This window comes from Fodinibius salicampi (assembly GCF_039545095.1).
GTDB lineage: Bacteria > Bacteroidota > Rhodothermia > Balneolales > Balneolaceae > Fodinibius > Fodinibius salicampi.
In genome coordinates this window covers 1,027,198-1,041,289 of record NZ_BAABRS010000001.1, presented here as the reverse complement: position 1 = coordinate 1,041,289, position 14,092 = coordinate 1,027,198, and the positions used below count along the sequence as shown (strand labels likewise).

8 protein-coding genes are annotated in these 14,092 nt (G+C 42.4%); 7 read left to right on the top strand and 1 reads right to left on the bottom strand.

Annotated elements, in window-relative coordinates; all coding sequences use genetic code 11:
- The first annotated feature begins 26 nt into the window (after window positions 1-26).
- The 7 genes from ABEB05_RS04305 to ABEB05_RS04275 all read left to right on the top strand — a co-directional run bounded on the left by ABEB05_RS04305 (window position 27) and on the right by ABEB05_RS04275 (window position 13,128).
- Complete coding sequence (locus tag ABEB05_RS04305; RefSeq protein WP_265787829.1) at window positions 27-923, top strand: DMT family transporter; 897 nt, start codon at window positions 27-29, stop codon at window positions 921-923.
- Between the two features lie 120 nt (window positions 924-1,043).
- A complete protein-coding gene (locus ABEB05_RS04300) occupies window positions 1,044-1,793 on the top strand; it encodes a DUF1499 domain-containing protein (protein ID WP_265787827.1) in 750 nt (249 codons plus the stop codon).
- Between the two features lie 127 nt (window positions 1,794-1,920).
- A complete protein-coding gene (gene recC / locus ABEB05_RS04295; protein WP_265787825.1) occupies window positions 1,921-5,139 on the top strand; it encodes an exodeoxyribonuclease V subunit gamma in 3,219 nt (1,072 codons plus the stop codon).
- Between the two features lies 1 nt (window position 5,140).
- Window positions 5,141-8,761, top strand: coding sequence for an exodeoxyribonuclease V subunit beta (gene recB, locus ABEB05_RS04290; protein WP_265787823.1), 3,621 nt, complete (start codon window positions 5,141-5,143; stop codon window positions 8,759-8,761).
- Window positions 8,754-10,601: an exodeoxyribonuclease V subunit alpha gene (recD, locus tag ABEB05_RS04285; RefSeq protein ID WP_265787822.1), complete on the top strand. Its 1,848-nt coding sequence runs from the start codon at window positions 8,754-8,756 to the stop codon at window positions 10,599-10,601. Before recB ends, recD begins: the two co-directional genes overlap by 8 nt.
- A 340-nt stretch (window positions 10,602-10,941) precedes the next feature.
- Window positions 10,942-12,273, top strand: a complete 1,332-nt coding sequence (locus ABEB05_RS04280) for a hypothetical protein (RefSeq protein WP_265787820.1) — start codon at window positions 10,942-10,944, stop codon at window positions 12,271-12,273.
- 159 nt (window positions 12,274-12,432) lie between these two features.
- Window positions 12,433-13,128: an inorganic pyrophosphatase gene (locus ABEB05_RS04275; protein WP_265787818.1), complete on the top strand. Its 696-nt coding sequence runs from the start codon at window positions 12,433-12,435 to the stop codon at window positions 13,126-13,128.
- A 64-nt stretch (window positions 13,129-13,192) separates the two neighbouring features.
- Here ABEB05_RS04275 and bamJ read toward each other — a convergent pair whose 3' ends face one another.
- On the bottom strand, window positions 13,193-13,843 hold the full coding sequence (gene bamJ, locus ABEB05_RS04270) for a BamJ family beta-barrel-assembly machinery protein (RefSeq protein WP_345694254.1): 651 nt from the start codon (window positions 13,841-13,843) through the stop codon (window positions 13,193-13,195).
- Between the last annotated feature and the right edge of the window lie 249 nt (window positions 13,844-14,092).

Below are 14,092 nucleotides of genomic sequence, written 5' to 3'. Positions count from 1 at the left end.
GATAAATTGCAACTAAGAATATCCTTTTGATTTTAAGTAAGAACCGCCTAGCCTATATTTACATATTGTTTGGTGCCGCATTATGGGGGATTATTGGGATATTTGTGAACGAGTTATCTGAATCGGGATTTACTATTTTCCAGATTGTATGCCTTCGGGTTATAAGTGCTACTGTGATTCTTATTTTATTCTTGGCTATTACTAACTCCCGGTTGTTACAGATTAACCTGGAAGATTCGTTATACTTTATAGGTACGGGCATCTTCAGTATTGTATTTTTTAATTGGTGTTATTTCACTGCCATCCGTGAAGTTTCGCTTTCTATAGCAGTTATTTTGCTGTATACGGGACCCGCTTTTGTGGTTGTTCTATCTCGATTTTTCTTTCGGGAACCGTTAACTGCTCGTAAAATAGGTGCTTTGATTTTAACACTATTGGGATGCACACTCGCTATAAAAGTGATTCCAATAGGATCTAAGCATATTTCCTGGTATGGAATCATAGTGGGATTGGGGGCGGGCTTTGGCTATGCGCTGTATAGTATTTTTGGCAAATATGCTCTCAGGACATACCATCCTTTGACTGTTATTACCTATACTTTTGTTTTTGCCTCGATAGTGATGTTACCAACCATCGGAATGACTATTACTGCTGAACAGCTATCCTCTGCGTATATCTGGCTAAACATTTTGGGTCTTGGCTTTTTTCCTACGGCTTTGGCTTATTTTCTTTATACCATGGGCTTGTCAATGATTGAAAGCGGGCGTGCTTCTATAGCAGCGACTATTGAACCGGTGGTAGCAACACTCCTCGGCGTATGTATGTTTCAGGAAGTGTTGACCTACTTTCAGATATTCGGAATTTTGTTGGTACTTGCTGCCGTTGTATTAATACAGTTCAAGAAAAAGCGTTTGAGAGCTTAGGGATGGAGATAGCTTATAATGCTTGATAATATCGGATGACTATCTATATTTCTGGTATCTTGGGATGCAGATATAAAACTATCTCATATAAAATATAATTTAAGGTAAGGACAGGGTATTATGGATCAGGAAAAAACATCTAAATGGGCATTAGCTAGTGCAGGATTTGGAATAATTGCTATCATCACTTTGCTTCTTGCGGGATACGGATATCAGTGGGATTGGTGGGGACTGGGAACCTCGTTTACCTGGTTATTGCCGGGCAGCACCATAGTAGGGCTTATCGCTTTTTCTCTGGCTATTGTATTTGGTTTTGCGCGAAGAAATAGCCCGAATAAAAAAGGAGCAGGATTTGTGGCTCTGGGTCTCATTCTCAGCCTTGCGGTAATGGGTACGGTGGGCTACTGGTATATGGAAGCGCAGAAGTATCCCCCCATACACGATATCACCACCGATATTGAAAATCCACCTGAGTTTCGCGCTATTGTACCTTTGCGGGCAGATGCGCCTAATGACACAACCTATGGTGATCAGGAAAAAGCACAAACACAGCGCGAGCATTATCCCAATATTGAAACCCTGTATTTAGATGTAGGTTATTCTGTGGCTTTTGATCGTGCCCTGGCTGCCGCCCAGGAGATGCCTTGGGAAGAGATTGTGACAGTGGATAAAGAAGCCGGTATGATTGAGGCATTTGACAGGTTGCCCTGGTTCGGCTTTATAGATGATGTAGTTATCCGTGTGGATACCGCAGAAACGGCAGAGCGCAGTAAAATTGATGTCCGTTCTGTTTCCAGAATAGGGCGGGGCGATATAGGGGTAAATGCCCACCGTATACAAGAATACCTTGAGGCAGTAGAAAATCAATGATATATATGGAATCATATTGAAAGTAGATCATTCAAATTCCTTAGATGTGAATGTTTACTTTTGTATGCTTTTTTCGGTTTTTGATAATCTTTGAAACTACATTAGTGATCCGTTCAAGCGAGACTTAATGCTCAAATATTTTTTCGGTACTGAATTAGAAAACTTAGCTGATCAGCTTTTTAAGGAGCTTGATGAAAATCCTCCTCAAAATCCGCTGGATGAAGAAATATTTGTGGTACCGAACAATGGTATGGGGCAATGGATCACGCTCAGGATGGCTGAACAGGAAGACGGAATTGCAGCCAACCTTAAATTCGAATTTCCTTCCGAACGGATCTGGAGCCTCATTCGCCTTCAGGATGATAATATTCCTGATGTGTTACCTTCTGATCGCGGTCCGATGACATGGACGTTAATGGAACTTTTCGAGGAAGAGACTTTTTTGGCCGAATTTGAGAACTTGCGTCACTATATAAATGAAGAAGATCCTGTACAGCGCTCAATGCGCAGCTGGAAGCTGGCGTCTAAGATTGCTGATGTCTTTGACCAGTATTTGATTTATCGGCCACAAATGATATTGGACTGGGAGAAGAGAAAGCTATATACCCAAAATGTAGATGCTGAAAAATGGCAGTCTCGATTATGGAGAAGGTTAATAACTCATTGGAAAGATCATCACGACGGAACATATCTTCACCGGGCAGAATTGCAGCAAAATCTTTGGAAAGCCATTCATGAGGATAGACTGCCGGCAGACAAATTACCCGATCGCATTTCGGTCTTCGGTGTTTCTTCCGCTTCACCGGCCTTTATCGAAACGATGGTGAAGGTATCGAAACTTACAAAGGTCCATTTTTATCAACTCTCCGTAGATCCCAAAATCAAAGACAGTGATCGTTTCCAAAATCCATTGCTGCAGTCGCTGGGAAGTGAGGGGACCAAGTTTATGTCTCTCTTTTCCGGATATTCTGATACGGATTATCAATTTGTGAATAATATCGAAGATGACCCAACTCCCTCAGTTTTTTCAGCTATCCAAAGTGATCTTAGATCAGACAATGCATTAAAAGGGCGTAAGTTAAATGTACCTCGGGTAGATCAATCCATTCAGGTACATAATTGCCACAGCCCAATGCGGGAAGTGGAGGTGCTGTATGATCAAATTTTGGCTCTTTTGGATGAAAATCCGGAGTTAAGTCCCAATGAGATTCTTATCATGACCCCAAATATTGAAGGGTATGCCCCCATAATTGAGGCAGTGTTTTCAACACCGGATGAGGGCCAGCCGGAGATTCCGTATGCTATTGCTGATAAGAGCGTTGGAAAAGAACAGCCTGCCATCAAGGCTTTTTTACAGATTATGGAGTTATGTGAGAGCCGCTTTAAGGTTACTGACGTAATGGATCTGATGGACAGCAAGGCCATTCGAGATGCATTTGATTTTTCAGATGACGAGCTGAACAGGCTTGAGCAGTGGATTGCTGATAATCGTGTCCGTTGGGGTATTGATGGGAAAAGTAAAGAGGACCTGAACCTTCCCGGGAGCGATCATTTTACCTGGCAGAGGGGACTCCGCCGGGTGCTGTTGGGTTATATAATGCATCCCGTTGAAGATAGCTTATACGAAGACATTTATGCCTATGATGAAGTTGAGACCTCGGACGATGCTGAGTTGGCTGGAAAACTATCGTATTTTCTGAATCAATTGTTCAAAGTTAACAGGCTGGCAAATAAGTCGATATCGCCGGATGGATGGAAGCAGGAACTGAATAAAATCGCAGATCAGTTTTTGCCTGACAATCGCGACTATTTTTGGGAGATATCCAAAATACGCAAAGCAGTAAATGAATTGTCCGACCAAACCTCGTTGGCCGGTTATAATCATAACGTTCCATTCGCTATTGTACGGAGATGGATAGGAGAAAATCTGCAGGATTCATCCACGGGCGGGGGACGTCTGGGTCGTGGGATCACATTCAGTTCCCTGATGCCAATGCGCAGTATCCCTTTTGAGGTAATCGGCATCATCGGGATGAATGAAGGAGCATTCCCGCGGTCAAAAATCCCAATCGAATTTGATTTAATGCACTTGGATCCGGAAATCGGCGATCCCAAACAGGCAGATGAAGACCGGTATCTGTTTTTGGAAAATTTGTTGTCGGCCCGGACATGTCTTTACCTCAGCTATGTGGGCCAGAGTAACAGGCAGGATTCCAACTTCCCTCCATCGGTGATTCTACAGGAATTTTTGGATTATCTGGAAGAGTATTATGGATTGGATTCTCAATCGATCGTACAAGGTCATCGTTTGCAAGCCTTTAGCTCTCATTATTTTAGGGATGAAAATTATTTTAGCTACTCTCAGTCACAACTTGAGATCTGTCGTAATTTGTCGGAATCAATGACAAAAGCATTCTTTGGAACTGAGTTACCCGAGCCCGATGAGGAATGGAAGCAGCTATCTATTAGCGATTTGGTCACCTTTTTTCAGCATCCGGCAAAATTTATACTGCGTAACAGACTCGGCATCTATCTGCGGGAAGAAGATGTGCTGACCGATGATCGGGAACCGTTTTCTTTGGATAAGTTAGATGGATATAAAATTGGCCAGGAATTGCTGGAACGCTTCCTTAAAAATGAATCGCTTGAATCCTATGAAGAGGTCATGAAATCCAGAGACATCTTGCCCGAGGGCTGGAGCGGGGAGCAGGCGTATCAGCAGAAGGCCGCAGAAGTTAGGGCATTTGGCCATGAAATTCGCCAGTACCTTGAATTACAACAACTGGATGATATAGAAGTGGTTCTTTCGATCAACGATTTTCGCATTATCGGGACTCTCTCCAATGTATTTGAAGATGCTCAGATGACCTATCGATTTGGCAAAGCTCGTCCCAAGGATAAAATTGATTGGTGGATTCGGCATTTATTGTTTCAGAAATTTAAATCCCAGACCCATTCCGGACAGAGCTTATTATTTGCATGGGATGGCGGATCATTTGAAGAGTATCGCTTGTCTCCTGTAGAAAATGCTGAAATGATTTTAGGTGAACTTTTGAGTTGGTATTGGCGGGGATTGCAAAAACCGTTGCAGCTTTATTGTGATTCCTCTTATGCCTTTGCTGAGAACGTAGCTAAAAACGGAAAAAATATTGAAGTGGGGATAGAAAAGGCTAAAAAGGAATGGGAAGCTATAAATACGCCGTATTATTCCCGCCCGGGAGAGGGGGATGATGCCTACAATCAATTGATTACGTCGCGGAAAAATCAATTTGATGACGAATTTACGGAGACCGCGCTTCAGTTTTGGACACCTTTTTTTGAGGCTTTAAATGAAGAGGGCGGCTAAAATGGAACTACTGGAGCCATTTGCTATTGAGTTCTCTGGGGTCAACCTTGTAGAAGCCAGTGCAGGAACAGGTAAGACCTATAATATTACCTCGCTCTATATCCGTGCACTTATTGAACAGGATATTTCTGTTGGAAAAATATTGGTTGTAACCTATACCGAGGCGGCTACAAAGGAGCTTAAAGATCGGCTGCTAAAGCGTATTCGGGACTCTATTGAGGTGCTTAAGTCCGGAAAAATGGACAAGGAGTCTGATGATTTCTTGGAGAAGCTTTTGGATGAGGTTGACCATCCTCCAAAAGCAGTGGAAAAGCTGGAGAAGGCTGTTCGCATGTTCGATGAAGCCTCGGTGTATACTATCCATGGGTTTTGTTATCAGGCCCTGCAGGAACAGGCGTTTGAAAGTGGAGCCATGTACGATGCAGAGATGATTGGTGACGATTCTGAGATTGTACAGGAAGCAGTAGACGACTACTGGCGACAGTGGGTAGCCGAGGTTTCAGAACATCCTAAAAAGCAACCGCTCCTAAAACTTTTTATCGATAATAATGTGGGGCCCGACACCTTAGCCCATGAACTGGGATCCTATATCGGCAAACCGTATTTGCAGGTGCTTCCTGAGAAGACAGAGAGCTATCAAATTGAAGAGCAGCTGGAGGAACTTTGGGAGATATATGAACAGCTTCAGTCTGAGTGGAATGACCAAAGAAAGGAAATTTTTGACCTGTTAAATTCAGGTGATCTGAGTTACTATACTGAAAGTGCGCTAAACAAGTGGTTCGGCTTGATGGATGGGTTTCTGGAATCTGATGTTCCCCCATTTGAGACCTTCACCCAGTTTTATCGTTTTCAGCAAAGTAAAATTGATAAAAGTCTCAAGAAAAAGCCCCGGGAGCAGGGCAAAAAATCTCCACAGCATATCTTTTTTAAGCTTATTGATGAATATAAAGAGATCAAGGAATCGGTAAAAGATTTCGAGGTAATCTTTAAAAAAGAACTGCTGACATATTTGCGCGGAGAACTCAGCCAAAAGAAAGAAGAGTTGCAGGTACTCTCTTATGACGATTTGCTTTTACATCTGCGCAATGCTCTTTTGGACCAGAGAAAAGGGCAACAATTGGCCGCTAAGCTTCGGCAAAAGTATCCCATAGCCATGGTGGATGAATTTCAAGATACCGATCCCAATCAGTACGATATTTTTCGTACAGTTTATAAGGATTCCGATAGGGTACTGTTTATGATTGGTGATCCCAAGCAGTCTATCTACAGTTTCAGGGGAGCTGATGTATACTCCTATATCAAAGCACGTAAGGATGCTCCGGTGGAGAAACGATACCTGTTGGATCGGAATTTCCGGTCAACTCCTGATCTTTTAAAGGGGCTGAATGCCTTTTGGGGCGGGCAGGACATCCCTTTTGTGGTGGATGACATTAAATATCAGAAGGTAACATGGGGATGGCCTGAGCAAAAATATAATGCCCTGATTGAGTATGGGACGAAACGTCCCCCCATTCGTTTCAGGCGATTATCGGAGCCGGGACAGGACTCACTGAATAAAAGAGAGGCCAGGGGAAATGCGACTCGGGATACCGCAAAAGAGATTCAGCGTTTACTTGAAGATGGAAAAAAAAATAAGATTATACTTGGCGACAGACCGGTCAAAGCGAAAGATATTGCGGTGTTGGTTAGAAAGCATAAACAGGCCGACTTGATTGCCGAAGCCCTCGGGGAGCTCGATATTAAGAGCGTCCAGCACAGTGAAAAAAGTGTCTTTGAAAGTGATGAGGCTGGCCAGCTGGAACAGCTCTTGAAAGCGGTGGCAGATCCTGCGAATGAAACGCGGATTAAAACGGCCCTGTCCTTGCCTCTTACCAGGTATTCTGCCGATGAGCTATTTAGCATTGAAGAAGATGATAAGCATTGGACTATCGTACTCCAACAGTTTAGTGATTGGCATAGGATGTGGCAAGATCAGGGATTTTCTGCGATGTTTCGGTCGCTGCTGGATGAGCTGAATATTGCCGATCATGTAATTAAGTATTCAAATGGTGAGCGCAGACTCACTAACTTACTTCACCTGGGAGAGCTGCTTCAGGAAGAGTCACAGGATAACAGGGAAGGTACCCGTAGCTTGCTGCATTGGTTGGCCCGGAAAAGGCAGGATAACAGCAATAATAAGCGCGAAGAGGAGCAAATGCGCCTGGAAAGTGATGAGGAGCTTGTCAAAATTGTGACGATGCACAAAAGCAAGGGACTGCAATATCCCATTGTTTTTTGTCCATTCCTGTGGCATGGGCCTCATATTCAAGACAAAGGACAGCCGCTGGTATATCACCATCCGGAGAATAATGAGGTTTCTTATTTGGATTTAAGCGGAAAGTCAGATCCTGATCGTCCCCAAAAGCGGTTTTATGACCACCGCGAGGAGCTGGCTGAGAGTCTTCGCCTGGCGTATGTTGCGATGACCAGAGCGGAACATTGCTTATACCTGACATGGGAGTTTGCCAAAGCCTCGGAGTTTTCATCACTCGGTTATTTGTTGCAGGACCCTGGACAACCGGAGGCATTGTTGCGGGAAAAGGTAGGCTTTGATGAATCTGTGGATTGGTCCGGTGATGCGATGCATGAAGCTATCGAAGATATATGTGATGAATATCCTAATCTTTTTACCCTGAAACGCGAACCGAAACAATCCAAAAATAATCAACTTGAGTTCCCAGGTATCACAGATGAGAAGCCGGAATACCATATCCGTTCTTTTGAACGTACTACCCCGTTGCGAACAAGCTACCAGGTATCCAGTTTTTCGTCACTGAGCAGCTGGATGGAAGAAGAGGATCCCAATGTACCGGATTACGATCAATTTATGGATTATGAAGAGCTCGACGAACGAACTATTCAGAAAGCCGAAAAGCAGACAATATTTACCTTTCCAAAAGGTCCGCAGCCGGGAACCTGCATACACAATATTTTCGAGAACTATTTTTCCAAGGATGGAGATAAGGATGAGGTTATTTTAAACCAGTTACAGCTAAATGGAATTAATGAATCTTGGAAAAGTACCGTTTCCAGAATGCTCGATTTAGTATTACAAAAGTCTCTGCACCCAGATAGAAAAGGCCTTAGCTTATCGACAATTAAGGACAGACAGATCCCGGAAATGGAGTTTTATTATCAGAATAATCATATTGAAACCCAGAGGTTGTTATCAATTATCCGGAATGGAGCAATCCCTGAATGGGGAAACAGGGGAGAGGCTGAATCGGGATTTTTGAAGGGATTTATTGATTTGACTTTTGAATTCAACGGTAAATATTATCTACTGGATTATAAGACCAATTACCTGGGAGACTCGATCAGTGATTACCAGTTGGAGGAACTGAAGCACGAAATGCGTGAGGCATCCTATGACCTACAATATCACATATATACCGTTGCTTTGCATCGATTCTTGAATAAGCAACTGCCAAATTATTCGTATGAGAATCATTTCGGAGGGGCTTTTTACCTCTTTGTACGGGGAATAAATGAAAAGGGACGGGAAGGTATATTTTTTGATTGTCCTGATGAAAAGATCATCAAAGAATTGGATGAATACATTAAAGGGCAGCTCAATGGATAATCTACTGAACAAGTTAGAACAGCTTCGTCGGGAGGATATTATTCGCCCCATTGATATGGAATTATGTCGTTTTCTTTGTGATCAACATCCAAATATTTCAGAATGTGTTCTTAAGTCAGCTTGTGTGGTCAGTTATTTGTATCGTCAGGGCGATATATGTCTGCCACTGAATGAATATGCGGATCAACAAGTGTTTAAAGAAGGAGGAGAAGGAGATGGAATCAAACTTCCGGAACTGGACCCATGGCTCCACGAATTGAAGAAAAGTACCGCAGTGGGTACCCCTGGAGATTACAGGCCGTTGATTTTAGATGATTCCAACCGGCTGTATATGCACAAGTTGTGGCATTATGAGCATACGTTGGGCGAAGAGCTGATTAAGAAAAGCAATCAGCAGGTGCCGGGAATTGATAAAGACCTGTTGCGGGATGGATTGAATAGACTGTTTACTCATTCTCCCAATACTATTGATTGGCAGCAGGTCGCTGCTGCCACCTCGGTTTATAATAAACTATCTATTATATCGGGCGGACCCGGAACGGGGAAAACCTCGACCGTAGTTCGCGTACTAGCGTTGATCTTGGAACAGTACCAGAAAAAAGGCAAGACCCCGCCCAATATAGCATTGTCTGCTCCAACGGGGAAAGCAGCTGCTCGACTTAAAGATTCAATTCTTAGCGCTAAAGAGGGATTGGATGTTTCTAACGAGCTCCGGGATAGTATCCCGGAGAAAGCCCAAACGCTTCATCAGTTATTGGGAGCACGTCGATATAGTTCTCAGTTCCGGCATAATGCGGATAATCCAGTGCCTTACGATCTGGTGATAGTGGATGAGGCCTCGATGGTAGATCAGGCCCTGATGAGCAAATTGGTAGAGGCCCTGCTCGAGGATGCACAGCTTATTTTACTCGGAGATAAAGATCAGCTTGCATCAGTAGAGGCGGGTTCTGTATTGGGAGATATTTGTAATATCTCCAATAATAAGTTTTCGGAAATGAGTATACAGTGGCTGTCAACACTGGGATTGAAGGTCCCTTCCGAATTTTCTACTGATCATCCTACACCACTTATTGATAATATTACTTTATTGACTAAGAGCTATCGTTTTGAGGAGCAGAGTGGGATAGCTCAGTTAGCAAGCGCTGTTAATAAAGGGGACGCAGAACAATTTTTATCAGTTCTAGAGTTTTTAGGTTACGAAGATCTTTCTTTTTTCCAGGTAGATGGCCGATTAGATCTGGAATCTATGTTGGAGAAAAAAATAGTTGAATACTTTAATTCGGTAAATGATTGTAATTCAAGGGGTAAAGCGCTTGACCAGATTAATGAATTTCGAATACTTACTGCTCACCGGAGAGGTCCGGGTGGGGTAACCCATTTAAATAGTATTGCAGAGAAAATATTACAGGGAGAAAGGCTTGTTCCAAAATACCAAGAGTGGTATCCGGGTAAACCGGTTATCATAAATAAAAATGACTATTTATTGGATCTGTTTAATGGTGATATTGGTCTATGTATGCCAGATGAGGAAGGAGCATTAAAGGTCCATTTTCGTGGTGAGGGTTCTGTTCGTTCTGTATCCCCCGAACGTTTGCCCGAGCATAAGACTGCGTTTGCTTTGACCGTTCATAAAAGTCAGGGATCAGAGTTTGATGAAGTTTTTTTTGTACTTCCGAATATGATGTCAAAAGTAGTAAGCAGAGAGTTAATTTATACTGCCATTACCCGCGCCCGATCAAGGATTTCTATACTTGGGAAAAAGGCAGTATTGAAAAAGGGAATTGAACAAAAATTACGTCGCAATTCAGGCCTCGCAGACTATTTGTGGGGGGGCAAATAATTTTATTTAAAAAAAATAAAATTATTTGGAACAAAACTTTATGATCCGAGTATCTACTAGTGAACATACTGATCCCTGGTTACCTATTGTAACCATTGATTTGTACCCCGAAAAGCCAACGTACAAGAAGAAGCCGGTTGAAAGCCGGCTTCTTCTATTTTAAGAGAATTTTCCTTTCCCAGAAAAGTTTCCGCTATATCCCCTTTATAACCTTTAGAAAAGGAATTATAGGCCTTAAGTAGCGAGTGTTTATGATTTTTTCCTCAAAAATTGGAACAAGTTTTTTGCTTACCCACTTTAATACAAACAGCAAATTAACATTAATAAATCAGTTATTGTTATGCGTTACAGACAGATACAAAATACTATTATTGTACTCACAATATCATTATTAGGGTTTGCCTGCAGTGATCTTTCGACATCCTCAGATAGCGACGAGGCAACGGTAAACGGACGTGTCGAAAGTAACGAGGGTCAAAAAGCAAAGAGTTCTGGCTATCAATCAACAGCAGTTGAAGGAGCGACAGTTACTATGGCTCGGGTAACTGCGGATGGTAGTTTGGAAGCAATTCAAAACGCAAGCGCCGAAACCAATGCAGAAGGGGAATTTACTCTCCAGGTAGATGCCGACGCTGTAACAGATGCTTCCGGCGATATTATTGTAGTGGCCGAAAAGGAAGGCCAGCAATGGAAGGCATGCCTGTATGGAGAACTTAAAAATGGTTCTTCTATAGATCTTAAGCCTATTACTATTGAGTCCAGTGGTGAAGCAAGCGTTTATCAGCAAGTAGTTGCCAGGGGAGAAACCGGATTAGTATCCAAAGCTGATATTGAGACCTATATCGGTTCTGAAGCGGCGGCTGAAATTCAAGCTAACTCTGAAGCAGCTGCTGAATTTGCTGTTGCACTGGCTAAAGAGGCAGAGGCCCGGGCAACGTTTTTTGCTAATCAGTCGATAGAAATTACTGAAGAGCAGATGATGGAAATCAAAAATGCAAAAGCGGAAGCGCTTGCAAATCTTCATGCTTCCTTATATGCATCATCCAGTCAATCTGCTAAAGCCGATGCTTATAATACCTATACCCAAGCAGTTGCTTCGGCCCATACTGAGGCAGGTATTAATGCAAATGCATATGCGAAGGCTAAAGAAGGAGCGAGCAACCTGATTATTAAAAATACTACTGAATTGTCCAGCTCAGCACAATCAGAAGTAAGGGCAAACTCTGCAGTTATTGTTGCTATTGCTGTTGATAAAGCGGTACAAGCTCGGATGGAAGCAGCCGAAATTGCAGAATCTTCTGTAGAGGCAGCAGCACAGGCCGGTACCCAGTTGCGTGCGGATGTACGGAGTAAAGCTACTGCAGGAGCAAGCGAAATTCAGAGCCTGTTTGCTTCTTATAATCATAAAATTGTTGATGTACTTGAACAGGAGTTTTCCGCTAATGCAGAAACAATTGTTGGTATTAATAGCCAAATTAATAGTACCGGCGGTATCAAAGCTACATTAGTGGCGAGTATTGGAGCCAGCGCTAATACGGATGCCATCGTAGATGCGTATTCCACTTTCTATTCAGCAGTAGAAACGCTGGTTAGTAATTTATTTACCGCCGGCACAGATGCGGAAGCCCAATTAGTTTCTGACATTATGATTCTCATTAACATCGAAAATTAACCTGTTCACATATTGGGATAATTTATTGTTGGAAAAGGAGTCGATTAACCGTCGACTCCTTTTCTATTTTTAATCCCTTGTATAAGGTAGTGATTGATCACAAAAAAATTAGTACCTTCATTCATTAATCTTATATAATTTTTTAAAAGGATTTGTTCAATGGAAAGCGATCAGCTGCGACGTTTGCTAGGTAAAATGAAGTTATTCTCCAAGCCCCATCCCTGGCATGGGATTAATATTGGGGACGAGGCACCAAACGTAATCAAAGTTTTTATTGAGATTGTTCCCGGGGATACGATGAAATATGAGCTTGATAAAGAAAGCGGATATCTTAAAGTAGATAGGCCGCAACGGTTTTCAAACATCTGTCCCGTTCCCTATGGTTTTGTGCCCCAAACCTTATGTGCCGAAGAAGTTGGACGCTATTGTATGGAGAATTCAGGATATGATAATATTGAAGGCGATGGAGACCCTCTGGATATCTGTGTGTTGACCGAACGTAATTTACCCCATGGTAATTTAATCTTAGATGCTATCCCAATAGGAGGACTCCGTATGATAGATGGGGAGGAGGCCGATGACAAAGTAATTGCGGTTCTGCAGGGAGATGCTTCGTTTGGGCATATACGTGATATTTCAGAGGCCCCGGAGCACTTGGTGGAACGATTGTCGCATTATTTTCTTACCTATAAGGAGAGTCCATTTGGAAATGAGAAACGGAAGTGTAAAATTACTGATATTTATGGCAGGAAGGGAGCAAAAGAGGTTATTAATTTTAGCAGAGTGGATTATAACAATGAATTTAACATGGCCAAACGAGAATTGCTTAAAATTCTCCGCCAAGAATTAAAATAAGAGAGAAAAAAAGGCATGGGGTTGGTTTAACCGCCATGCCTTTTAGTATCTCTTTCATTAAGAATTAATTTGCTGCTGAAGAATCTTCAGGATTTACCTCCAGTAATTCAACTTCAAAAGTAAGCGTTTCATTAGGTCCGATTGGCCCGCCGGGTCGTGGATTTGATCCATAGCCAAGCTCGCCGGGAATCCAGAACTTATATTTAGCCCCTTCCTGCATTAATTGAACGCCTTCAGTCCATCCTGGAATAACTTGGTTGAGAGGAAACTGTACCGGATCACCATCATAGGAACTGTCAAACTCGGTCCCATCTAACAGGGTTCCCCGGTAGTGAACCTTAACTTCATCGGAAGCGGTGGGTGATTCTCCGGAACCTTCTTCCATTACTTTATATTGAAGTCCGGAATCGGTAACCTGCACGCCTTCGTTATTTCTGTTTTCTGCCAGAAATTCTTCTCCTTTCTGTTGGTTTTCGGCTGCTTCTTTTTTCTGTTCTTCTTGTGCTCTTTGTTGGGCCTTCATTTGATAAGACTGCACAATTTGTTGCATCTCAGATTGCGAGAGGGCAGATTCCTTATCTTCAAGTGCGGCTTTTAGTCCACCTGCAAATTTATTTGCCTTAATATCTGTCATCCCCTGATTTTTCAAAGACATTGATGCGATTTGATAGCCAAGGCTATAGCTTACGCTATCGATATTAGTTTCAAGGGACACATCAGATGATACGGTATCTGATTCCGAACTGCATCCGCTAAAAAGTAAGGCCGGAACTATGAAAAGTATTGAGAAAAAGGTAGATAGTTTTGTTGATATCATTGTAACTATTGAATTTTAAATTTGCAGTTAAGTTCCAAAGGTATCCAAATTTTCATCTTATAAAAAATTTACGGATCAAGTTAAGTGAATTAAATATAAAATCGTATCTTTGAGTTCGGTCAAGAGCCGTAAGCATTTCATAAATTA